We start from the raw sequence: 20,965 nt of genomic DNA, 5'->3' as shown, positions 1-20,965 counted from the left end.
ACTATACGTTTGACTGGATCGGGACACTTGCCCGTCCGGTCGGAGTTGCTTCCCTGCTCTGTTCGACTGTCACTCGCCATCCGTTCTCGTCGTCGACAACCCGAAGCGAAGACAGTGACCACTCAGGCCGTCGGCGCTGTAAATCGACTACGATTGGTAATACAGGAAGCTGGCCGTTCTGGGGCTCCAGTGCATACTCTGAAAGGCGGACAACAGCTGATTGGATGCCCTCCATGAGATCGATTGACCACGGAGTCTGCGTGTAGTCGCCGACCAGGCCCATCTCCTGAACCAGCCGAAACGTCGCTCTAACCGGTTCCGTGGACGATTCAGTAGGTTCGAGTCGCCTCACGACATGGCTGATGACACTGCGCTGCTCGCCGGCGGATAGTCCAGCATCCAGTTCGAGTGCCATGCGTTCGAGCAACCGCACACAGAGATCCGTGGGATCAGTATGCGTTCTTGCGAGGTCAGCATATGCATCCATCATAGCCGATTCAATGGTTTCGTAGCCGCCGGAAGCGAGCGTCTCGAACAGTGCTGCCGCAACATTGAGACAGAATATCACAAGCTGTGGACGTTCCGATGTCGGGTTCTGTCCAGCTCGTCTGTCTTTGGATGGCAGTTCGGGAGAACGAAGAAATGGACAACCCTCCGGATAATTTGATCGGCAGTCACTGCCTTGACAGATGATGAGATCAGAGTGCTGGAACTGTGAATCATACTGACGCAGTATAGCCCGGTACTGTTCAGTCGCACGTGCTGCACGCCGAGCAACGTCACGAGTCGCAACTCGCAGTCCATTCGTGGGGATTGGCTGGTCACCGGTCTCTACACAGATGAGATCATACGTCCCTTCGTCGCTGGCGAGCGAGTAGATGCGCTCCCTCAATCTGACGAGCGTCAGTCTCACCATGTACATCCCCCGCAATCACCTGCAAGACCGTAAGTAGATAACCGAGAAATAGATCTCTCAGGACCGGCAGATTCAAACTCACCGGGAATGACCCTGTTTGACATCAGGAGATTTCGTTTGAGTCGCGCCATTATGGTTTAGGTATGCCTAAAAACCAATAAGCGTAACGTCTTTTAGGTGCGCCTAAATGTGTGAGAGGCCCCCGAAATCACCCATTGGAAACTTTGAAATCGCATATGGGGTGTTTAGTAGAGATCAGATATGGTCAGGGAGGGTACTCGGTGCCAGATGGCGTTGTGGCAGTGGACACATTCGTAGTGTCCGAAAGCATCGATCGCAAGTCGGCAGTAACAGTAGTCACTTCTGAGGGTAATGCCTGTCTCGATGCCAGAGCCTGGAGTTCAGTGAATTGTTCGTCGATTGCCGTGCGCTCGTTTTGACCGAGCGTTGGTGCAATCTCTTCGTCGAAGTTTTCCTGTGCCTGAAGGATGAACCCGCGGGCATCCCAATACTCTCGATACCCGTCGACGCCCTAGACTGCCCCTGACGAGTTAAGTCTACCAGTATACTCCTCATCAACGCGTTCGAGAAGGGCGTAGATCACGCGCACGTTGAACCGTTCGTTCTCACGGAACTCGCTCGGGACTGTTTCGTTGAGTGCCTGGTCCAGCAATGGGAACACCTCTTCTTCCACGTAGCGTTCGTATTCATTCGGCGAGAGTGACGAGGCACTCGTTCTGAGTTCCCGGTCGGGGACACGGGACTCGACGGGAACGAGGAAGCGGCATGGCTGTACTGGGAGCGTGACGATTCGGGGGAACATGGGCTCGCCGGTGTCGATTCGGTCAGAGTATACGCTGGAGAACAGTCCACCACCGATCTACTTCGCCTCCTCAGGCGACTACTAAATTAACGAGGTCCACGGAGATGAATATTCCGTCGGTATGCTAGCTCTCGACCGTTAGCTCCATTTCCGACATGTCGAGAAACGCCATCTCGTACCCCTCGTGGCGTGCGACCTGTGGGGCGGATTGGGGTGTGATCGTGATGGTATCGTCGGACTCGATCCCGTCGACGACTGCCCCGTAGTGGTACTTCAGGTTGGGGTCGAGTGTGCTGGTCAGCGGTCCGTCGAATTTCGACTCGTCGCCCCCGGAGACAGTGGCCGTCATCGACATCGTCGTGTTCGGCCGGGAGCCCCTCGCCGATGAACCCCGTCCGCCGATCCGTGACGGAGAAGACGCCGTCGAAGGAGCCGTTCATCTCGATACCGTTGAGTTCCGATTGGTTGCCCTTCAGCACTTCCTCGGCGGCGAGGACGACCTGCGAGTAGTCGCTGGCGAGGTGGACAATAGCGTCGGGCGTGTCGAAGTTGGGGTCCTCGAAGGGAGCCATCGCCGCTGGTGCCGGCAGGTCGACGGCCTCGGGGAGCGACCCGTCGAACCGCTCGAAGTACGACGGCGTATATCCCACCGTAAAGAGGAGACCGTCGTTCCCGCGCCGATAGGCGTGTTCGAGACTTCGGAACGCCCGTTCGATCTGTTCGCGGTCGCCGTCGGACGGCCGACCGCTGCCGTCGTAATTCACCAGAAGCAGGACGTGGTGGCGCGGCGTGACCACGTTGCCGTGCTGGTCGGTCGAGAGGGCGTCGTTCCAGGCGTGCTGACGGGTCGGGAGCGTCGACAGGTCCGACGGCCCCTGTGGTACGTCGGGACCACCGAACCAGTCCAGACAGGCCGAAAGCGCGGCCGTCCCCCGATCGCCACGGCGGACTTGGTAAACGCCCGCCGCGAGATCCCACGGTCGCGGTCTTCTGACATCGGGTTAGCTAGGGACGAACGCGGAATGTGCGTTCTGGTGCGAACGTCGAATCCCGTCTCGAACCACCGTGTGGCTCAATACGCCAACCCTGTAACGACAAGGTGAGACACATGGTACTGGATATACTCGTAGTCGATTTCCCTGCGGACTGGGTCGCGCCGGAATTCGCTCCATTATTAGTCGCCGGACTGATCCTTGCCGGGCTCGGAACGCTATCACTGTTCGCCCTCTCGGTGGTCGCGTATACCAAACGCCTTCAGCGGCGGTACCTGCTGATCTGTCTGGCACTGGGGGCACTCGCGACCCGAACCGTCGTCGGGTGGGGCACCGTCTTCGGCGTTGTCCCAATGACCGTTCACCATGTGGTCGCACATTTGCTCGATTTCCTTGCTGCTATGCTAGTTCTCTACGCCGTGTACAGGAGCGGAACAGGATCAGTCTCGCGTGAAGACATCGTGTGATCGACCTCGACGAATGGGAGTCCGTTTCAAACCGGCCGGCGCAGTCGGCCGTTTGGTTGCTTCTACGACGCGAACGGGCGGGAGACGATCCATAGTGAGAGAACTGTGTATCCGACCATCACGACGACGAGCGGAAGGTGCCCCCGGCGCGCCAGTGTGAGCGTCTCGTAGCGGTTGACGGCGACCCGGTGGGCGGCGACGACTGCGACGGCGTGGCCACCGACGATGAGGAGGACTTGTGAACCCCAGAATACTGGAACGGAAAGCCATCCCAGCAGGGAAACCGTTGCCCCACCGTCCCCGAAGAACTCGAGGGGCATGGTCAGCAGCTGGCCGAGGTTCCGGAGGACGAACGGGTAGTTGTGCGCGACTTCGTACGCCGCGGCGATGGGAACGACGGTCGGGGCGAACGCGCGTACGGCAGCAATCCAGTTTGTCGCGTCGCCGGTCGCCAGTGCCTCGACGGCGACGGGACGGTCGAGGTCGTCGCGGCCACGACCCGCAACGCCACCATCGCCTACTCGGCGGCCGACGGGTCCGAAGAGTTCCGCGTCCCGCTGTCCACCTACGGGTACGCGAAACCGACGATTGACAAGGTAACGGCCGCACCCGGACCGGAGATCGTCACGAGCGATATCGACAGCCACGTCGTCGTGGCTGGGGGCAATGGCGAGGTGTACTGGACCCGCTCGCTGAACGCGACGGTTTGGGCCGCGCCTGCGGTCGGTGACGTTGACGCGGATGGGCGACAGGAAGTTGTCGTCGGGACCAACGAGTTCACCATCGCGCTGAACGCCGATGGCTCGCTCGCGTGGAAGGCCGACACTGCTGGCGAAGACCTCGATACTGCACAGGTCGACGAGGACGATGCTACCGAGGTCTTCGTGGCGTCCGGAATGGGTGTTACCGCCCTTGACGGGTCCTCGTCAGTCACTGCTCGTTCTCCACACTCGGATGTGGCTCGCTGGGGGCGTGTTCGTGCCACGACTCCTTGTCTTCGTCACCGAGTTGCTCGTTGAACAGAACGGTCGCCCGTTCGTAGCCACTATACCCGCCTAGTCGATCTTCGTCGTCAGTTACGGCCCAGTACGTTGCCTTGTGTTCAGAGGGCGTCATAGAACTCTTCACAAGGCGATTATTTTCAGCGTTGATTGGTTGAATACGCTGCTGACTAAGCGTGCTTATCGACTGACCGTCTCGGAAGAACACCAGTATATTCCAGTTATCTATCAAACCCGGGCGATTTTCCCTACCCTAATAATAAATCTGGAACTGATGCGAGCAGGGTGAGGAAGACGAGGAGGATCCCAACGGCTACTATTCGAAATACTCCTGCTGAACGTCGTTGGTCCGGAGGTAGCGATTCGGCGAGTCCGGTGAATCCAAGCGCAATTCCCATAAATAAGAAGAAGTGGGGACCATCAAGTATGACAGCGGTATACACCCACGAAAGAAGGCATACGAAGGACAAAGAAAAGAACAAAAACCCCTTCCTTCGTCCATCTGGCTCACGAAACATCATCCGTGGAAGTCCGTTCATACGTTTGAGCAAGAGTTCGACCTGATAAAGCGTTTGGATAATTAAAACGTATTCCATAGTCTGTCTCCAGTCTGTACCGAGCAATTCAGTCCGTGTGGACTGGCAGGGTATGGTAACTGTTCTATGACACCCTATGTGTTTGTCAAACAGTTTCTCTATTCAGAGTCGTAAATGAAGTATCCGGTCAACACACGGACGTACTGAACGGATGACTCACCCCTACTGGCGGCGAAAAAAGGCACGCATCAGTTCGACCCTCCGAAACTGTGGCCGTGTCGATAAGATAGTTGGTCTTAAGTTCCGATCAGACCTTCAGGCGTGAACGAAAGGGGCCAATCGTCGCCGGGCCGAGCGATATCGTCTCTGCGAAGTTGTCAGTCACGTAGTGCCACTCCGCACCCCGAGCGATTTGGTAGTGCCCCTCGGGTCGGGGACCCGCGGCATCGACGTCTTCAGTCATCTATGCGGAGCCGTCACGGAACCGCTCTACTGGGACATCGGAGACTTCGTCATAGTCGCCGTCACCGCCGACTAGGAGCGTCGCCTCGGCCGCTTCAGCGGTCTCCAGTGCAGAGGAGTCACTGAGTGCTGGGTCGTACCTAAGAATGTACTCTGAGGCCTCCCGCCAGGAGTCACCGACCTCCACGGTCTCGATTCCGAGATCGGTGAGCCAGTCGAGATACTCCTCAACCACGTCGCTCCCGGGTTCATCATCAGCGTGTGCAATCAGCGGCTCAGCGTCAGAGACGACACTGTCAGGGACCATCATCACTCCTCCGGAGGGAACTGCGCGTCACGTTCCTCTCGTTCCTGTTCGCGCTTCTCCTAGAGGACCTCGGTCGCGGGCCTGTCGGTGGACGCTTCGCTGCGGGCGGCAAAGCCGCGCATCTCACCCGGCGAGCGGACGTGTTCGACGACCACCTCGTCGCCCTCGGTCTCTCGGAACAGTACCTTTCCGGGAGAATCCAATCATATGCAGTGGGAGGGGCGTTCTCGACTTTCGAGTGTGATGAGGTCGCCGAACAACGTCAAGCCCTCCTCGGCGGGGTAACGAACGCACGTTCGGTTTGGTTCGATCCGGACGGGAGTCGAGCATCAAAGAGGGGCAACGACCCGGCGTGTTTCAGAGTCGGAAACCCTCGGGTGGGGTTGATTACTGTTCCACCGGCACGTGTACATGCCGGTCGGAGGCGAACGACGGAAATATCCGACGGACACACACAGACGCGCCTGTCGACACACTTCCGCTGCCCCGCCACGGCTGGAGGCGGCACGTATCCAGCCACCCTGATTTGGGCTCCGCCAAGCCCCCCACTATCCCCCTTTTGATGCCGTCGTCGGCCGGGTAGCCCGCGGCCAGTACGTTCCACAGACTGCGTACTGCCTCTCGTCCTCTTTTTCGGCCAGCGCGTCTCCAGTGACGCGATTCGTAACGTACCAATAAAACGAGGTGACGGCCATCGAAGGACAGTTGGGAGCGCGCCGAGTCCGCCGGTGAGTGACTCCTCGTCACGAGTTCCGCTTATTGAGGACGAGGACGTTTTCAATGCAACGTTCGGCCAGTTCGATGGCCGTCCGTCAGCGTTCCCTGTTTCGGGAGTCGCGGCACTCTGCCAAGGAGACAGAAGACTTCAACAGTCACAATAGCGTGTCGCGAGAAGGTTCGTCGTGCCCTCCATGCAAGATGTCGACCGACCACAAGCGGCTCGCAACGTTGCAAAACAGTACCTTCGTCGTGAGCGTACGGCGAGCGGCCTATTGACGGTCCTCGTCGTGAGTGTCTTTCTCGGCACGTATCTCGCGACATCACTGGTCCCGGCGATTCTGGTCGGAGCGGGTCTCGTCGTCGTAACCCGCGCACCACTCGTTCAGCCACGCGGCAACGTTCGTCTCCGAACTGACGAACAGTCCGAGGCCGTGGTCGAATCCTTCACGGGTCCGACACCGCCGGTTCTCGTGTTTCAGTGGGGCATCGCAGACGAGATAACCGCGGAGGACGGGGCGGTCACGTACCGGCTCACGTATCTGCTCGGGTTGCGTTCGGTCGAAGTGACGGTCGATACGCGGACCGTTCGCGTGCCGAGCGGTGAACGCCAAGTCGAATTGGAAGTCACAGTTGGCGGCCAGCCGTGGTCCACGTACGTCGCAACCGTCGAGACGAAGGACAGCAAAACGATAGTCGAGTACGAGTACACGACGAACCGGCGGTTCGGTCTTCGTCGCCTCCCACAGCGGTACGTCGCGACTCGATACCGAGACGAAGCCCTCAGAGCACAGGGGTACGTGGTCGTCGGGCGCGACGAACAGTACAGTATCGCGGCTTGAACGCTCCCGGAAGCCGTCGTAGGCGACGAGCGTCGACCTGCCCGTATCGTCCGGGCCGAGACGCCACTCGGTTACTCTTCCTGAGAGAAGTCCGTCATTTCTTTTCCGACGCGGATGGCGATCGGCTCGTCGATATCTGGCCCACCGAGCGCGATGGCAGCCATCTGTTCGTCGGTATCAGTAATACGTATCGACTCGCTTGCCTGTGAGGTACTCTCGATTTCGGTGTTTGTGAGTTCTATCTCGACCTCGTACTCACCGCTGTCGGTCCACACGTCACTGTAGGTCACAGTATTGCTTTCGCCGTCTGCTTCGACTGGGGGAAGGCTGAAGCTCTCGTCGAGGGCACTGTCGCCGTCCGGGGCGGTGACCTCGATGCTCCCGCTGACGTCACGATTCAGCTGGTTGAATATGTTGACATCTTCGAGGATTTGGTCCCCAATGATGTCCACTACTGTCGAGCATCCAGCCATCGCTGTCGACATCACTGTTCCACTCGTTGCCAGAAGTTGTCGCCGGGTGAGAGGGCTAGTTTCGAGGCGTCGTTCGCTGTTCATTTTGGAGGACGGTCCGTAGGTACGCACGGAGAGAAGTTAATCCGACACACTGTGTTGCTGACGATGAAACCGTGCGAAAAGGAGGACTGTCGCCAGTGTCTCTACGTCGGGAGTGAGGTGAAGATGCCGATGAGAAGGACGACGAACGACAGTGCGATGCTAGCGAAAATGTACAGGATAGTACCGACACCCAAAGCACCGACAGTTCGTAACGTCATCCGTGGTGACGCAGGCCGTCGCCGACTCCGCAGGCGAAGCACGACAGTGCCGGCTAGCCACAGGACAACCGGGTACCCGACGATGATGCCGACGGCGCGACCAACGTGATTGGTCATATCGAGTGGTTGCCACGTTGCGGCCAGTAACAAATAGTGGCTGACCAGCACGCTACCGACGATCAGGATGTAGTTGAACGAGAGTCGATGTCCCGGCCACTCCTCGATTCGTGCTCGTACACTTTGTATGCCGAGTACTGGGCTACACGCCACGGAGAAGACGCCAACTCCGATTACCGCGTATCCGATCAGAAACAGGATATCGGTGGGTTGCATGTGTAGCTACTGAGGCACTACATCAAAAGTTGTGAGTCCCGCGTTTCACCGACTGAAACAGTGAAATCGAAGTCTACCCTGTGAAAATCCAGTTCGATTACCGGTAGAGACGAATGGTGACGATACTGCCTTCAGGGTCGTTCTCTCGGAACTGAACCGTTCCACCTAGTTGAGTAATCGCCCAATTGACGAACCAGAGGCCGATACCTTGTGCGTGCTTGAGTTGTGTCTCGGTTCCGGCAGCGAGAATCTCCCGTTCCCGCTCGGGGAGCCCGGGTCCATCGTCCGCGATGGTGATTTCGACAGTCCCATCGGATGTCTCTCGGACGCTGATTTCGACGTGTGGTGAGTCCGCAGACGCGTGTTCGAGCGAATTTCCGACCAGTTCTTGGAGGACTTGTCGAATCACACTCCGGTGAGAAGAAATCAACACTTCGTCGGGACACTCGACCGAGATGTTGCCCGGACGGTCGTCGGTTCGAAGCCCATCAGCGACGGTACTCACTACGTCGCTCAGGTCGATGGGTTCCGGTGATTCGGTGGTCTCAGTCATGACCGCTTGCGCGTCTCTAACTTTTTTACTCAGTTCGAGAAGGTCCGTCGTACTCTCTCGAATCCCGTTCTGTAGCTCCTCGTCGTCGATACGGTCAGCGTACGCGAGTACGACATCCAAGTTATTTCGCACGTTGTGTCGGAGTGTGCGGTTGAGAACCGCGAGTCGTTGTTCTCTGGTTTGCCGGTCGGTGATGTCACGAAAGAGCACGGTCCTGGCGACTGGGTCGCTTTCGTCGTCCGTCTCGGTTTCGTTAACCGCAGAGACGCTAAATTGGAACTGTCGGCGGCCTTTCGACGTTCGGAGCGCGACTGTTCCTGTCGCTCCCGTGTGAAGTTCGGTCCCATCGAGACCGTCGACGACCGACCGAATCGGTTCGCCAATCATCGTCTCCGCAGCCCGGTCGAATAGCTCCGCCGTCGCCTCGTTGACGTCGAGAATGTGGTCGTCCCAGTCGAGGACGACGAGTACCTCCTGTAAGGTTTCGACCACGCGCGTCCGGGCTACGTAATCGGCCTTCGGGAAGCCGGTCATTACCGGATACCGTCGCACAGCGACGGATAGCAACACGCCGGAGAGCAGCAATCCCGCAGTCGTGTTCGTAACGTAGTCGGGGGTGGCGTCGGCCATAACTGCGAGGTACGGCGCGGCGATGCCGGTTGTCAAAACAGCCACTTGTGTGTTCGAGACGCGAGGGTGGCTCCCGCCGAGACCGACGAGCAGATACGTTCCGTACAGGAACAGAGCGAAGAGGTAGAGTATCTCCCAACCGATTAGCGGAGCGAGCGTTCGTTCGAGTTCCGTCTCGGAAGGGCCGAGCGCGATGTAGATGCCACTAATCACCACTGGGAGTGCGATGCCAGCTAACAGGACGATTCGCTTTGTCGTCAGTCCAGTTCCACGACCAGTGTAAGTGAGCGAGTATATTGTCCAGATTCCGGGGACTATCAGGCTGGCACCGAGCTGAACGAGATCGAGGGCCGACGAAAGGGGGCCTACAGTCGACACGCCGGGGACTTCCGAGCCGAGAGAACAGATCGCCCACAATGTCAGCGTCGCGAGAAGGAATATAAACGGAGTCGCGCTGGGCTGTTCTCTGGACTGGTAAGCTGTCCACGTCCGCCATGCTAAGAGTGCGGACGCCAGCGCGTTGAGTACCAGCACGCTCAACGTAGTGATGAGGTCCATCGTTCGATGCCTCTGCCTACAGTTTCAATTCTGTGTCGATTGAAGCCGACGCTGTGACGTGGTGGTTGCAATCAGCCCCGAGCAGCACGAGGCTGTGGTTTCTACAGCACAGGGTGACGCTCGGGAAGTCGGCACGGAGGAACAGCTCTTCGAGTCGGAGCTATGGAGCGAAGAGCGGTGTTTCGTCTACTGAGCGAGTGGCACCTGTAGGTGTGCTATCTCGCAGTGGGCTCCCTCGGGGCAGACCCCGACGCACCCCCTCCTCCCTCCTCGGCCTGCGAGTACAGTACGTCACCTGCAGGGTCAGTCAGCGATGTCGATTGTCGCCTCAAAACCGCCGTCAAGAGAGATAGCGGCCGACTCGGCGACAGCTTCGTATCGTTCTTTGTGATGGCCGCCGTCACAGATCATCATCTCGGTACGGACGAGACCCGCGTCACGGAGTTCGTTGAGGCGACGATACGCCGTCGGCCGTGAGACATCTGCCGCCTCGGCGACAGCACGACCGCTTCGTGGCCGCGCTGCAACTGCTCGGTACACGCGACGCGTGTACTCGTCTCCGAAGAGTTCGAACAATTCGGTTCCCGAAAGGGTAGTATCCTCCGTCCGGTCAGTTCGCCGCTCCAGTCGAGCCGGTGAGTGAGTGGACATACTACTGGGGAGGGCCTCGGTCCTACTGGATTGCGATGCTAGGCATCGAGATTGCGCGGCCTCGTCACCTCTAGGAGTGCAGATGTCGACGCTCGGGGAAAGGCATCAATTATGTGGATTCGGTGCCGACTTTCGTGTAGGCAGCCGAGATAGATGGCCGAAAACGATAGCGCGGCGGCGGTCCGCACGCTCGTTGTCGACGACGAGCAAGAGGTAGCGGACGCATACGCCCTGCGACTGCAAGGGTACTGTGACGTCGAGACGGTTTATACCGGCAGTGCGGCACTGTCAGCCATCGATGACTCGCCGGTTGATGTTGTGCTTCTGGACCGGCACATGCCGGGGCTGTCGGGAGATGAGGTACTCTCGGAACTGGTCGAGCGTGGGTACTACGGACGGGTGGTGATGGTGACCGCAGTCGACCCCGGAGTCAAAGTCCTCGATATGCCGTTCGACGATTATCTGTGTAAACCGGTAGAGCGCGAAGACATCCGTGCGGTCATCGACCAACAACGGCGGATTCTCGCGTCCGAAACGCTCGGGGAGTACTTTACCGCCGAGGCGAGGCGGGCGGTACTTGAATCGGAACTGAGTTCCGAGGAGCACAGTGAACACGAGAGGTATACAGACGTGGCGGAGCGAGCGGAGCGGCTCGAAAACCGAGCCAGACGGCTGCTGGCCGATGACGAGATTCTCGACCAGTTCGACGCAGTCGACCGCAAGGAGATGTGACGACCACCACCGGGCAGGGGTGACGAGCTGGCGGACAGCACGCATCGGCGACCCCGGCCAGTTCACAGGGAGACGGTCGGAACGCTCCGGTGAGTCACTCTCTGGATGCGTGCCGGTATCGTCACCGGCCCTCGGGGGTCCGGTCGAGATACGCATCTAGGAGTTTTCGCTGGCCAGCACGGAGGTGGTGCAGTAACGTCGACCCTGTTATATCGAGCGCGGCTCCGACTTCTTCGGCCGTGCTTCCCCGAGGAGATTCGAAGTAGTCGGCGAGATACGCGGTTCGGAGGACTGTCCGCTGTCGCTCCGTCAGTCGGTCATCCAGTTCGTCGCGGAACTCACTGGCAGTCGTCACCGACCGTTGCCGCGACTCCTTCGCAACGAACTCCCCGTCGTATTCACTGCTGACAGTCTCGACGACGTGGCGGATATCGGCGTCCGGAGGGAGGTCCGCGACGAGGCGACCCGTTCCGCTGTCGAAGCTGGCACGTCGGATAGTCCCACCGAACGAAGAGATGGCCAGTAAGGCAGTCGGACCGCGGACGGACAGTTCGACAGTGCCGCCCGACTCTGACGCGCTGATGGTTCGCGTCCGCTCGATTGTCTCTATGCCCGCGGTCTCTTGTCCGACGCGTTCCGCCCCTTCTCCCTCGACCGAGACGAAACAGAGCAACGGATCGTCGGCTTGTGGAACCATCCCTTCTACGGTTAGCGTCGCGTCGAGGGACTGGCTCAGTCGGGCTAGAACTGACCCCTCGCCGAGTTCGAAGGTGACCTCGACGACACGGTCAGAGAACAGTAGGTTCCGGTTCCGAACCGCAGTAATCGCGAACCCGGCTACCTCACCCAACGTGTCGAAACTTGCGCGTTCTCGTTCGGAGAACGTCTCGGTGCCTCCCGCGTAGACCCCGACCACACCGTGGACGTGCGGTTCGTACACGAGTGGAATCGCCAGTGTCGACTGAATGCCGTCGGCAAAGCCGGCTGTACGGACCGATTCAGGAATCGCGGAACTGGCAGTGAGTGGTTGGACGGCCTCCAGCCGGCCGCTCTCGACTGCACGCTCTTCTGGCGTCGTTACACTCCCGTCGTCGATTGCGTCACGAACAGCGCGGAACGTTTCGCCGGTTTCACCGGCGACGGCACGAACCGCTACGTCGTCACCTCCCATGTCGCGTTCTCCGACCCAAGCGAATTCGTAGAGGTCCGTCTCACCGAGTCCTCGACAGACCGTCTCGGCGATTTCTTCACGGGACGTTGCATCGACGAGTGCCGCGAGAATGTCCGAAAGCACGTCGTCGATGAGCGTGGTTCGTCTGCGTTCCTGCTGTATCTCCTGCAGCAACTGTTTCTCGCGGTAATGCTCCGTTATGTCTTGGAGGTAGACTGTCCCCCCGTTCTCGAGTGGGACGACCGAAACAGCAAACCACCTATCGATGTCAGGATAATACTCCTCGAACTCTGTTTCGGTGATTGAGTCACCCCCGAACGCAGTCAGGATGGTATCGTCGACAGACCGAGGGAATACCTCGGCAAGCTGGGCACCGGTTGGGTCCGTAGCGTCGATTAGTGTCCGGCCAGTCTCGTTGATGGCCGACACTGTCCCCTTCGCCGTGACGTCGAGAACGCCGAACGGTGCTCGCTGACACCGTTCATCCATCGCAGAAGGCACCTCCTTCGGTCGCTCCCTGTTTGATCGTTGAACTGTTTCGACGGGTCATCGGTATTAGAATCGAATTTCGAACCGCGAACCACCGCTGTCGGCTGAAGTGAGACGTATGTCCCAGTCGTGTGCGGCAGCGATGCGTTCGACGATAGCGAGGCCGAGTCCAGTCCCGCCGTCTCGGGTCGAGTGTCCCGGCTCGAAGACCGTCTCCTGCTTTTCCGGGGGGATACCCGGGCCGTCGTCGGAGACGTAGAAGCCGTCCGCTCCGCTGCCAACCGTAATCGTTACCTTGTTTTCGCGGGCTTCACTCTCACCGTCGTCATGGGCAGATTCGGCCACAGAGTCTTGGTCCGTGCTGTCCACGGACGCGTTTGCGGTGTGTTCTACGCTGTTCCGAAAGAGGTTCTCGAACAGTCTGCGGACGCGGTCCGGGTCTGCGGTGGTAGTGGGAAGTGAGTCCGAGAGGTCGAGGACAGCCTGTTCGGTATCGACCGATTGCCACGCGTCCGTCGCGGCGGTTTCGATAGAGACCTGTTCCGACGGGTCCACGACATCGTCCTCCCGCGTCAAAGTGAGTACATCGCTGATAATCCGTTCCATCCGGTCGTGTGCGTCGGCAACAGAGTCGAAATGCTCCGGGTCGTCCGTCTCCCGTGCGGCCTGTAGATGTGCCTTGGCGACATCCAGCGGATTGCGGAGGTCGTGGCTGATGACACTGTTTACTTGATCGACAGCGGGCATCTCCTCGGTATCGGGATGCGGGCATGGGTCTGAAAGCACGAGGTACCCGGTCTCCCCGTGCGACGGGATTACTCGTGCCATGAACGGTCCTTGCTCACCGTTCCCATCGAGGGGAAACTCGCCCTGACACCCCTGAACGAGGGAGGTCATTAGCTCCCGGTTGGAGGTCGTTTGACTACCGGTGAATCGTTCTAACATCGGCGAAACGAATGTTTCTGACGGGGCGTCGTCGAACAGCCGCTCGAAGGCCGTGTTCGTCGCCGTTATGCGGGCGTCACCATCATCGTCTACAGTGTAGACGAGAACTGGGTCAGGGAACTCGTCCAGCGGGATTGCAGCACTGTACTCGTCTGTCATCGGTCTCCTTCGGTCCTCCTGTTGACTTCTCGTAAGACCGCTGGTCCCGTCAGCCGCCGCGGACCCATGCGAGAGGGCCGGGTTCGGACACAGCGCACAGATTTCGCTTAGTCCCGGTGTGTTTTTAGTATTGTTTCCTCATTCTGGTTCAGAAACAGTGAGTCGAAGTCCTCGTGAAGGTGTCGTCCCTGCTCGTTCGGCTGCGATATCGAAGCCGCGAGTCAGGAAAAACGACCGTGCACGAAGAACTGCCGCTGTGGAAGCGGAGCGGGGAAGGGCGACGCGACAGCGTCACCCGGTGGCGGTCGTTCGAAGTGTCGGTGTCAGAGAAAGGCACCGTGATGGTCTCTGGGTGTCCTCCGAACGGATGCTGTTCCCTCAGCTGAGCTGTGTTCTGTCTTGGTACTGGTAGTTTCCGAATCCAAGGATTGGAAAGAAAATGAACGAGAGGAACGTGAGACCGAGGCCGAACAGGATGCCCCTGTTGAACTTGCCAGCGACATCGATGCTGATCTTTACCGTGGCGAAGAAGTTGACGAATGGGACGAAAAACAGAAGGAACCACCACCACGCGTTTCCGCTTATTTTCACCAAGACGTACAGGTTGTAAATCGGTACGATTCCAGCCCATCCCGGTTCACCGGCCTTCTCGAACGTTTTCCAGAACCCGGCGAAAACCACGATAGCGAGGGCCACCACGGCGAACAGTTCGACGCCAGTGCTACCAATGTTCTGTAACGGGACCGAAGAGTCAATTACTGCTACCATCGGTTCGGATATTCGGCCCCGGTATTAACGGAGTCGGGGCACGGTTTCACGCTCGGAAACACCGATGCCGGCACGGTTCTCTGCTGAACCCACGCTCTGTACGCAGCGGTCTGTTCCTCTCGAATGAGAACACTCGCGCACATCGTTGGAAATAGCGAGCCCTCGGTGCGCAGTCAGCGCGACACGTTCGGTGACGAGTTCGCGGAACCACTTCCACCAGAGGGACGGCCGCACGGTGACGCTCACACCCCCGTCCGGGGTAGAGGTGAGACGCAGCGAGGCAGTTGCGACGGGTCAGTCGTCCGCGACGGTGGGACTATTCGTCTGTTCCGGCCGCGCTGTCGGTGGTTCGTCTATCGGCGTCCAACTGAGGTCGTCGGTGTAGTGGAACGCCCGGTGGTCCTGTTGTGGGTCGACGACAGTCAGCGAGAGCCAGTCGTTGTCCAGCAGCGTGGCCACCTCGTCGTGTTCCGAGAGGACATCGGTGACGCGCTCGACGGGTGCGTGGATGACCGTCGAGAGGCGGAGCGGTTGATGGTACGGCGTCTCGTCGGCACTCATCAGCGACTGTAGCGGGAGACCGGTCATCAGGTCGCCGCCGTTGCCCTGATAGACGCCGATGTTGCCGACGGGATTGTGGGTCACCTTCGAGCCACTCCCGTACACCGCGTTGTCGACCGTCGCGAAGTAGTACTGTGTGTTTATCCACTGGGTGACGACCATCGGGCCAGTCATGATGGCTTCGAGTGCCTCGCCGTCGGCGTCCGTCGTCCAGTCGTAGGAGTGGAGGAACGAACGGCCGTCCAAGTCGATACCCTCGGTGAGCGTCCGGGGGCCGACGACGAAGCCCGCGTTCCCGGCCAGCCCCCACTCCGGGCGGGTCTCGGCCCAGTCGACGGCGCGGCGTTCGGTCTCACGGACGCCCGAATCGGCGTCTGCACCCATGTCTTCGGCACGCTCGGCGGCCGCACCGGCGCGTGCCGTCGCGAGGTCCGTACGGAGTTGGTCGATGTCCGCGTGGTGTGTCTCGGGCACGTCGGACGCGTACAGTTCCACCTCGTCGGTCGTCGTGTTGTGCTCGCCGGCGACGAAGACGGTGTCGTCCGGGATGTCGATGTCGCGGTCCCGAAGTTCCGCCCTGACCGCATCGTCGTTACAGATGGCGGCGAGGACGCGCGCGTTCGGACCGCCGGGGTTCCCGGCACAGGCACCGCAGTCGAGACTCGAATCGAACGGGTTGTTCGCGGTCTGACTGGCGTGCCCGGCGAAGACGACGACGCGGGCGAACTGTTCCCAGCCCATGAGGTCGAAGGCCGTCGCGGCGTACTCGACTTTCTCTTCGAGGGTCAGCCCCTCGCGGAGTTCGTTGACCGAGTCCGGGTTGTAATCAACCGTCGGCGCACGGACTTCGTGGTCGTCCGGGACCGTCCGGTCGGCGTACTCGAGGAAGTCGTACACGCGTCCCGGGAGAAGCGTCCGCGCGGCCAAGGCGGCCCCGTACCCCACACCGGCACTCTCGACGAAACTGAACACGGTGGCGGCGTTGGATTTGAGGGTCTTGACTGCCTTCTTGCCGGTCTCGACGGTTGCGTGCCAGCGTTCGTACGCCTCGTGTTGGCCGTCGGTGTCGTTCGTGGGGCGGTCCGCGATGCGGTGCTCCGCGTCGAGTATGGGTGGACAGGCGTCCACGGTCACGTCCGCATCGTGTTCGGTGTGGCGCATCGGGATACCGAAGAACCCGGCGTACCCGTGAGTCTCGTAGTCGCCGGCGGCCTCGATGTGCCGACGGATGATTTCGGACCGGGTGTCGATACAGAACACCAGTTGGGCGTCCGGGCGTCCGTCGTCGGATGCGTCCCCGGTCGACGGGCTGGCGTCGGTGAGCGCGTCCACGAGTTCCGAGCGATAGGTCGCCTCCCACGCGGTCAGCCAGACTTCTGGCAGCGGGAGGGGCCCGTCCGCCGTCGGAGTGTCGGCGTCCTCGTGGGCTTCGGCAGGCGCGATTGGGGCGTCGAACAGGTCGACGAGCGTCAGGCGAACAGCCAGATACCCCTCGACGGTAGTCGGGTAGGCCGACTGCCACGCGTCGTCGTCGACGACGCGTTGCTTGAGGAACCCGGTCCAGCCCGGGAGTGCCGCCAGTTGTGACTCGAAGATGTCCTGCCACTGCCCCACGGGATAATCGGCGAGACAGTTCCGGATGGCGTCTGCGGGTTGGTCGGGGAGTTCGGCAATCGCCTCGTTGTCGGGAATGTCGCCGTCGTGGGGGGCTACGGTACGGAATGCGTCGTAGAAACCCTGCTCGCGGTTCGGCATCGGCCACTCCGCTTGCCCCTGGTCGAGGAACGCAGCCAGCCACTTCGTCAACACCGCGTCGACTCGGTCCGTGGCTGTCGGTGCCGTCTCCACCGTGTCGGACGTGTCCGTGGTGGCCATCCGGTCGAGTGTCGCCTCGGGGTCGCTGTCGTATCCGTTGGCAGTCAGTTCGGCCCGCAGGGCCTCGGGGTCGATGCGACCGGACTCCCACGCGCGGCGGAACACGTCCGAACTCGGGTAGCCGTCGCCGCCGAGAACCTGTTCGGCTTCCGTGACAGCCTCGTGGAACGGCTGGTCCTCGAAGCCGGCGAGCGGATTGGCCGTGACGAACGAGTGGAGCGGCCACGCGGAGCCGACGGTGTCTGCTGCTGCTTCGATACTCTCCTCGATAGCGGGTTCAGTACTCATTGTAGTCCTCCGTGGCGGTCAGTTGCGTCTGTGACGGGGGTTGGGCGGCGTTCATCAGGAGCACGTACAGCCGGTGGCTTTTCTCGTGGACCCCACTCTCGATAGCGAGGTACACTGCGAGGAACGCGACGGCGACGAGGGCGTGGGCCACCGTCAGTTCGGCCGACTGCCCGGCCATCGGCGTTCCGGCCAGCAGTCCCTCGATGGCACGGTAGACCACACCGTAGACGGCAATCGCCGGGAGCGCGACAAGCGGGACGGCACCGTAGCGAACCGTGGCCGGAAGCGAGTCCTCGGAGACGACAGCGCGGGCGGCGTGGAGCACCGTCAGGACGACGAGGAACGTCAACAGGAGACCGCTGTCTAGCTTTGTTCCTTTGCCGGTGAGTGTCGCGAACAGGAGTCCACCCGCGAGCGCGGTCCCGACGACGACGGCGATGCCGATGGGGCCTGTCGAGGCAGTTGACTTGGCCTTCGTCGGGCTCTCGTGTGCGACCTGACTCCCGGCCGCCAGGAACTGGTAGGCCTTGTAGAACCCGTGGAGGATGAGGTGGGTGACGGCGGCACCGAAAAAACCCAAGCCAGCCTGCATAATCATGAAGCCCATCTGCCCGACCGTCGAGCAGCCGAGTTTGGCCTTGATATCGGGTTGGATGGTCTTCAGAATCTTCCCCGACAGCGCGCTCGTCGCACCGGCGAGCACCACGACGAGCATGAAACCGGCATCGACGGTGACAACGGGTGCGAACCGCGCCAAGAGGATACCACCGGCGTTGACGAAGCCAGCATGCATCAACGCCGAGGCCGGCGTCGGTGCCGTCATCGACGAGAGCAACCACGTGTGGAACGGGACGAGAGCCGATTGGACCATCGCCGCGAGCAGGAGCGCGCCAGCGGCGACCAACACAGCGTTCGGGGGGGCTGTCTCCACTGTCGACGCGAGACCCGAGACCGCCGTCGTGCCAGTGGACCACCAGAGCGTCCCGAGTGCCACCGCGAGGAACGCGCTACTCAGGAGGAAGTACCGCCGCGCGAGCGCGGCCGCAGCCTGTGCTTGGGGCCACCCGCGGACGTGGCCGATGAGGTCAGCCATCACGAGACCCATCAGGAGCCACGCGGCCCCGAACAGCACGAAGTTATCGGCCGCGACCAGTACCATCACGACCAGTGTGAACCCGAACACGCGAGCGAAAAACTGGTCGATGGTTCTGGTACCGTCCAGATACCGCCGCGAGTAACTGTGAACGATGCCGCTGAAGAAGGTAACTGCCACCCACATCACCAGCGTCAACCCGTCGACGACCGCGAGTCCCGCGAGGTCCCACGTCCCGCCGACCCAGAGTTTCGCCGCGAGCGCGCCGATGCTCCCGACCCACAGAAGCCACACGAGTCGGGTCGACACCGCCGGCACGCGCGATTCCTCACTGGTCGGCGTCGGAGCCTGTCCCACGGTCGTCACCTGTTTGTCTCCTGTCATCCTTTGGCTCGTCTCTGACCGACCACTGCGGCGACAGTTCACGCCGATTCACGCGACCACAGTCATCGGTCGTCTTCACCCCGTTCTACGAACAGAATGTCTATTAAATCTATCTATACAACCATATTGTTCCTGAACAGCAGTTGCATTGAACATTGTGGTCAGTTACCACAGTTCCGTTCGGGGAGTGAGTCGTGGCGAAAGTGGCCACCTGAGAGCTACAATCAGAGTCGAAGTATCGGCGTAGAGGAACTAAGACGGTCGTTGCGGTTCCTTCGTCTGTCGCCCCCATTTGCTGTTCTAGGGCGGTCCAGTCACGACTATCACTGACCGTGCAGCCACAGTTACCAAGTTGTTCGCGAATCAGTGTTAGAAAACCATATCGTTACCCAGACCAGTGGTCTGCTATGGAGGAGTTAGAGGGGACCGTCCTCGTCGGGGAATCGTTCGAGCCGATATCCGGGCGTGTCGTCGTCGAGAACGGGCGCGTCGAGGCAGTCGAAGAAGTCGCGACGGAATCGACGGACATCATCTTGCCGGCGTTCGTCAACGCCCACACGCACCTCGGCGATTCCGTCGCGAAGGAGGCCGGTGTCGGACTCTCACTCGAAGAGGCGGTCGCACCGCCAGACAGCCTGAAACACCGCCGACTGGCCGACGCGAGTCGGAGTGAACTCGTGGCGGCAATGCGTCGGACACTTCGGTTCATGGCTGAGAGCGGGACCGTCTCGTGTCTCGACTTCCGGGAGTCGGGCGTAGCGGGTGCCCGCGCGCTCCGGGACGCGGCGGAGCCACTGGACATCGACCCGTTTATTTTCGGGAGTGGGGACCAGTCCGTTCTCGACATCGCCGACGGGTTCGGGGCGAGCGGTGCGAACGACGACGAGTTCACCACCCAGCGGGCGGCGTGCAGGGACCGCAGCGTCCCGTTCGCCATCCACGCGGGAGAACCGGACGCGACGGACATCCACCCCGCGCTCGATTTGGACCCCGATTTGCTCGTCCACATGGTTCACGCCGAACAGGAGCACCTCGAACGCGTCGCCGACCAGTCGGTCCCGGTTGTAGTTTGCCCGCGCGCGAACACCGTCCTCGATGTCGGTCGGCCACCGATACGTGATTTGCTCGATTATACGACTGTCGCGCTCGGGACGGACAACGTCATGTTGAATACACCCTCGATGTTTCGGGAGATGGCCTACACGGTGAAGCGGTTCGACGTGTCCGCGCGGGACGTGCTGCGAATGGCGACGACAGCCGGAGCCGGAATCGCTGGCCTCGACTGTGGCGTCGTCGCTCCCGGACGGCGGGCCTCACTTACCGTCCTCGATGGCGACTCGGACAATCTGGCAGGTTCCGTCGACCCAGTCGGGGCTGTCGTCCGGCGTGCAACCGTGGGTGATGTCGAACGCGTCTTGCTTTAGTGACCGTTTTCGGCGTGTTTTCCGGGGTCGAACTCTCCGAACGGCGTCGTCTCGTGGCTCCGAACGAGCACCTCGTCGGCGACTGTGAGTCCCATTTCGAGCAGTTCCTGTGCGACGGGCGTGATGTCGCTGTCTGACTCTCCGACGGCCGTCACGAGGATGTTCTGGTCGCCGGTGACCAGTTCCTGTGCCGAGACGACGCCGTCGATGTCCAGAATTTCGGGGATGATTTCGCCACGTTCGGGAATCGACGCAGTACAGAACAGAAGCATGCGGAGCGGGTAGCCCGACTGCTGGTAGTCGACTTCGGCACTGTAGCCTTTGATGATGTCCTCCGCTTCGAGACGCTGGATACGCTTGCGGACGGTGCTGTCGGAGGTGCCAGTCCGCTCCGCGATATCCTTGGACGACATGTTGCGGGCGTCCTCCTGTAACGCGTATAGAATGGCCCTGTCAACTTCGTCGATGTCCTCGTCACCCATGCCGATACGTCCGCGGCAAGGATACTTTACT

22 protein-coding genes and 5 pseudogenes are annotated in these 20,965 nt (G+C 60.5%); 6 read left to right on the top strand and 21 right to left on the bottom strand.

Annotated features, from left to right (window positions below; genetic code table 11):
- Position 1: 1 nt before the first annotated feature.
- The 5 genes and pseudogenes from MUG95_RS15175 to MUG95_RS17105 form a co-directional block, all read right to left on the bottom strand.
- Entirely contained in the window at positions 2–916 is a 915-nt protein-coding gene (locus MUG95_RS15175) for a DUF7551 domain-containing protein (protein ID WP_247010627.1), read from the bottom strand.
- 265 nt (positions 917–1,181) lie between these two features.
- Positions 1,182–1,418 (bottom strand): annotated as a pseudogene (locus tag MUG95_RS17135) (hypothetical protein); the annotation flags it as partial.
- Between the two features lie 30 nt (positions 1,419–1,448).
- Positions 1,449–1,739, bottom strand: a complete 291-nt coding sequence (locus MUG95_RS16965; protein WP_308219607.1) for a hypothetical protein — start codon at positions 1,737–1,739, stop codon at positions 1,449–1,451.
- Between the two features lie 124 nt (positions 1,740–1,863).
- On the bottom strand, positions 1,864–2,088 hold the full coding sequence (locus tag MUG95_RS15160; protein WP_247010664.1) for a DUF7350 domain-containing protein: 225 nt from the start codon (positions 2,086–2,088) through the stop codon (positions 1,864–1,866).
- A pseudogene (locus MUG95_RS17105) lies at positions 2,087–2,736 on the bottom strand (DUF7405 family protein); the annotation flags it as partial. The pseudogene MUG95_RS17105 and the gene MUG95_RS15160, both read right to left, overlap by 2 nt.
- 111 nt (positions 2,737–2,847) lie before the next feature.
- On the opposite strand from MUG95_RS17105, the gene MUG95_RS15150 reads away from it, so the two are divergent.
- On the top strand, positions 2,848–3,198 hold the full coding sequence (locus MUG95_RS15150; protein ID WP_247010625.1) for a DUF7471 family protein: 351 nt from the start codon (positions 2,848–2,850) through the stop codon (positions 3,196–3,198).
- A gap of 62 nt (positions 3,199–3,260) precedes the next feature.
- Here the strand turns inward: MUG95_RS15150 and MUG95_RS15145 are convergent, their stop codons facing one another.
- Positions 3,261–3,518, bottom strand: a complete 258-nt coding sequence (locus MUG95_RS15145) for a hypothetical protein (RefSeq protein WP_308219605.1) — start codon at positions 3,516–3,518, stop codon at positions 3,261–3,263.
- A gap of 42 nt (positions 3,519–3,560) precedes the next feature.
- On the opposite strand from MUG95_RS15145, the pseudogene MUG95_RS17130 reads away from it, so the two are divergent.
- A pseudogene (locus tag MUG95_RS17130) lies at positions 3,561–4,106 on the top strand (hypothetical protein); the annotation flags it as partial.
- Between the two features lie 22 nt (positions 4,107–4,128).
- Here MUG95_RS17130 and MUG95_RS15135 read toward each other — a convergent pair.
- From MUG95_RS15135 to MUG95_RS15115, 5 genes and pseudogenes are all read right to left on the bottom strand, one after another.
- Positions 4,129–4,302, bottom strand: a pseudogene (locus MUG95_RS15135) (MarR family transcriptional regulator); the annotation flags it as partial.
- Positions 4,303–4,447: 145 nt separating this feature from the next.
- Positions 4,448–4,738 (bottom strand): DUF8011 family protein, encoded by a 291-nt coding sequence (locus MUG95_RS15130; protein ID WP_247010624.1) that lies wholly within the window; start codon positions 4,736–4,738, stop codon positions 4,448–4,450.
- 304 nt (positions 4,739–5,042) lie between these two features.
- Positions 5,043–5,198 carry a hypothetical protein gene (locus MUG95_RS15125; protein WP_247010623.1) on the bottom strand — a complete coding sequence of 52 codons (156 nt, stop codon included), beginning with the start codon at positions 5,196–5,198 and terminating at the stop codon, positions 5,043–5,045.
- Complete coding sequence (locus tag MUG95_RS15120) at positions 5,199–5,507, bottom strand: type II toxin-antitoxin system VapC family toxin (protein WP_247010622.1); 309 nt, start codon at positions 5,505–5,507, stop codon at positions 5,199–5,201.
- A gap of 56 nt (positions 5,508–5,563) precedes the next feature.
- Positions 5,564–5,707, bottom strand: a pseudogene (locus tag MUG95_RS15115) (AbrB/MazE/SpoVT family DNA-binding domain-containing protein); the annotation flags it as partial.
- A 789-nt stretch (positions 5,708–6,496) separates the two neighbouring features.
- Here MUG95_RS15115 and MUG95_RS15110 point away from each other — a divergent pair.
- Positions 6,497–7,063: a hypothetical protein gene (locus tag MUG95_RS15110; protein ID WP_247010620.1), complete on the top strand. Its 567-nt coding sequence runs from the start codon at positions 6,497–6,499 to the stop codon at positions 7,061–7,063.
- Between the two features lie 71 nt (positions 7,064–7,134).
- Here MUG95_RS15110 and MUG95_RS15105 read toward each other — a convergent pair whose 3' ends face one another.
- The 3 genes from MUG95_RS15105 to MUG95_RS15095 all read right to left on the bottom strand — a co-directional run bounded on the left by MUG95_RS15105 (position 7,135) and on the right by MUG95_RS15095 (position 9,912).
- Entirely contained in the window at positions 7,135–7,548 is a 414-nt protein-coding gene (locus MUG95_RS15105; protein ID WP_247010619.1) for a hypothetical protein, read from the bottom strand.
- A gap of 173 nt (positions 7,549–7,721) precedes the next feature.
- Entirely contained in the window at positions 7,722–7,955 is a 234-nt protein-coding gene (locus MUG95_RS15100; protein ID WP_247010618.1) for a hypothetical protein, read from the bottom strand.
- A 313-nt stretch (positions 7,956–8,268) separates the two neighbouring features.
- The gene (locus tag MUG95_RS15095; RefSeq protein WP_247010617.1) at positions 8,269–9,912 is read right to left on the bottom strand and encodes an ATP-binding protein; all 1,644 of its coding nucleotides are present in this window, start codon (positions 9,910–9,912) and stop codon (positions 8,269–8,271) included.
- Positions 9,913–9,970: 58 nt separating this feature from the next.
- On the opposite strand from MUG95_RS15095, the gene MUG95_RS16930 reads away from it, so the two are divergent.
- Positions 9,971–10,105: a hypothetical protein gene (locus MUG95_RS16930; RefSeq protein ID WP_256463876.1), complete on the top strand. Its 135-nt coding sequence runs from the start codon at positions 9,971–9,973 to the stop codon at positions 10,103–10,105.
- Positions 10,106–10,215: 110 nt separating this feature from the next.
- Here MUG95_RS16930 and MUG95_RS15090 read toward each other — a convergent pair whose 3' ends face one another.
- A complete protein-coding gene (locus MUG95_RS15090) occupies positions 10,216–10,563 on the bottom strand; it encodes a winged helix-turn-helix domain-containing protein (RefSeq protein WP_247010616.1) in 348 nt (115 codons plus the stop codon).
- A 153-nt stretch (positions 10,564–10,716) separates the two neighbouring features.
- On the opposite strand from MUG95_RS15090, the gene MUG95_RS15085 reads away from it, so the two are divergent.
- Complete coding sequence (locus MUG95_RS15085) at positions 10,717–11,295, top strand: response regulator transcription factor (protein WP_247010615.1); 579 nt, start codon at positions 10,717–10,719, stop codon at positions 11,293–11,295.
- A gap of 121 nt (positions 11,296–11,416) precedes the next feature.
- Here the strand turns inward: MUG95_RS15085 and MUG95_RS15080 are convergent, their stop codons facing one another.
- The 5 genes from MUG95_RS15080 to MUG95_RS15060 all read right to left on the bottom strand — a co-directional run bounded on the left by MUG95_RS15080 (position 11,417) and on the right by MUG95_RS15060 (position 19,028).
- Entirely contained in the window at positions 11,417–12,955 is a 1,539-nt protein-coding gene (locus MUG95_RS15080) for a bacterio-opsin activator domain-containing protein (protein ID WP_247010614.1), read from the bottom strand.
- Positions 12,956–13,021: 66 nt separating this feature from the next.
- Positions 13,022–14,059: a sensor histidine kinase gene (locus MUG95_RS15075; RefSeq protein ID WP_247010613.1), complete on the bottom strand. Its 1,038-nt coding sequence runs from the start codon at positions 14,057–14,059 to the stop codon at positions 13,022–13,024.
- 378 nt (positions 14,060–14,437) lie between these two features.
- On the bottom strand, positions 14,438–14,827 hold the full coding sequence (locus MUG95_RS15070; RefSeq protein WP_247010612.1) for a DUF5684 domain-containing protein: 390 nt from the start codon (positions 14,825–14,827) through the stop codon (positions 14,438–14,440).
- A 294-nt stretch (positions 14,828–15,121) separates the two neighbouring features.
- On the bottom strand, positions 15,122–17,551 hold the full coding sequence (locus MUG95_RS15065; RefSeq protein ID WP_247010611.1) for a DUF2309 domain-containing protein: 2,430 nt from the start codon (positions 17,549–17,551) through the stop codon (positions 15,122–15,124).
- A complete protein-coding gene (locus tag MUG95_RS15060) occupies positions 17,541–19,028 on the bottom strand; it encodes a proton-conducting transporter transmembrane domain-containing protein (protein WP_247010610.1) in 1,488 nt (495 codons plus the stop codon). The genes MUG95_RS15065 and MUG95_RS15060 overlap by 11 nt, the downstream gene beginning before the upstream one ends.
- Positions 19,029–19,435: 407 nt before the next feature.
- Here MUG95_RS15060 and MUG95_RS15055 point away from each other — a divergent pair, with 407 nt between their 5' ends.
- Positions 19,436–20,452 carry an amidohydrolase family protein gene (locus tag MUG95_RS15055; RefSeq protein WP_247010609.1) on the top strand — a complete coding sequence of 339 codons (1,017 nt, stop codon included), beginning with the start codon at positions 19,436–19,438 and terminating at the stop codon, positions 20,450–20,452.
- Here MUG95_RS15055 and MUG95_RS15050 read toward each other — a convergent pair.
- Positions 20,449–20,934 (bottom strand): Lrp/AsnC family transcriptional regulator, encoded by a 486-nt coding sequence (locus MUG95_RS15050; RefSeq protein ID WP_247010608.1) that lies wholly within the window; start codon positions 20,932–20,934, stop codon positions 20,449–20,451. The genes MUG95_RS15055 and MUG95_RS15050 overlap by 4 nt on opposite strands.
- Positions 20,935–20,965 lie beyond the last annotated feature (31 nt).

Source organism: Halorientalis litorea (assembly GCF_023028225.1).
GTDB classification, from domain to species: domain Archaea; phylum Halobacteriota; class Halobacteria; order Halobacteriales; family Haloarculaceae; genus Halorientalis; species Halorientalis litorea.
Note: the sequence above shows the minus strand (reverse complement) of the source record. Positions and strands in the feature narration are given on the sequence as shown.

Coding starts and splice junctions, on each gene's coding strand:
- MUG95_RS15145 (WP_308219605.1), bottom strand. CDS start 3,518: ATGCCCCTCGAGTTCTTCGGGGACGGTGGGGCAACGGTTTCCCTGCTG.
- MUG95_RS15105 (WP_247010619.1), bottom strand. CDS start 7,548: ATGTCGACAGCGATGGCTGGATGCTCGACAGTAGTGGACATCATTGGG.
- MUG95_RS16965 (WP_308219607.1), bottom strand. CDS start 1,739: ATGTTCCCCCGAATCGTCACGCTCCCAGTACAGCCATGCCGCTTCCTC.
- MUG95_RS15055 (WP_247010609.1), top strand. CDS start 19,436: ATGGAGGAGTTAGAGGGGACCGTCCTCGTCGGGGAATCGTTCGAGCCG.
- MUG95_RS15050 (WP_247010608.1), bottom strand. CDS start 20,934: ATGGGTGACGAGGACATCGACGAAGTTGACAGGGCCATTCTATACGCG.
- MUG95_RS15100 (WP_247010618.1), bottom strand. CDS start 7,955: ATGACCAATCACGTTGGTCGCGCCGTCGGCATCATCGTCGGGTACCCG.
- MUG95_RS15130 (WP_247010624.1), bottom strand. CDS start 4,738: ATGAACGGACTTCCACGGATGATGTTTCGTGAGCCAGATGGACGAAGG.
- MUG95_RS15080 (WP_247010614.1), bottom strand. CDS start 12,955: ATGGATGAACGGTGTCAGCGAGCACCGTTCGGCGTTCTCGACGTCACG.
- MUG95_RS15060 (WP_247010610.1), bottom strand. CDS start 19,028: ATGACAGGAGACAAACAGGTGACGACCGTGGGACAGGCTCCGACGCCG.
- MUG95_RS15150 (WP_247010625.1), top strand. CDS start 2,848: ATGGTACTGGATATACTCGTAGTCGATTTCCCTGCGGACTGGGTCGCG.
- MUG95_RS15090 (WP_247010616.1), bottom strand. CDS start 10,563: ATGTCCACTCACTCACCGGCTCGACTGGAGCGGCGAACTGACCGGACG.
- MUG95_RS15095 (WP_247010617.1), bottom strand. CDS start 9,912: ATGGACCTCATCACTACGTTGAGCGTGCTGGTACTCAACGCGCTGGCG.
- MUG95_RS15120 (WP_247010622.1), bottom strand. CDS start 5,507: ATGATGGTCCCTGACAGTGTCGTCTCTGACGCTGAGCCGCTGATTGCA.
- MUG95_RS15175 (WP_247010627.1), bottom strand. CDS start 916: ATGGTGAGACTGACGCTCGTCAGATTGAGGGAGCGCATCTACTCGCTC.
- MUG95_RS15070 (WP_247010612.1), bottom strand. CDS start 14,827: ATGGTAGCAGTAATTGACTCTTCGGTCCCGTTACAGAACATTGGTAGC.
- MUG95_RS15065 (WP_247010611.1), bottom strand. CDS start 17,551: ATGAGTACTGAACCCGCTATCGAGGAGAGTATCGAAGCAGCAGCAGAC.
- MUG95_RS15125 (WP_247010623.1), bottom strand. CDS start 5,198: ATGACTGAAGACGTCGATGCCGCGGGTCCCCGACCCGAGGGGCACTAC.
- MUG95_RS15160 (WP_247010664.1), bottom strand. CDS start 2,088: ATGACGGCCACTGTCTCCGGGGGCGACGAGTCGAAATTCGACGGACCG.
- MUG95_RS15085 (WP_247010615.1), top strand. CDS start 10,717: ATGGCCGAAAACGATAGCGCGGCGGCGGTCCGCACGCTCGTTGTCGAC.
- MUG95_RS15075 (WP_247010613.1), bottom strand. CDS start 14,059: ATGACAGACGAGTACAGTGCTGCAATCCCGCTGGACGAGTTCCCTGAC.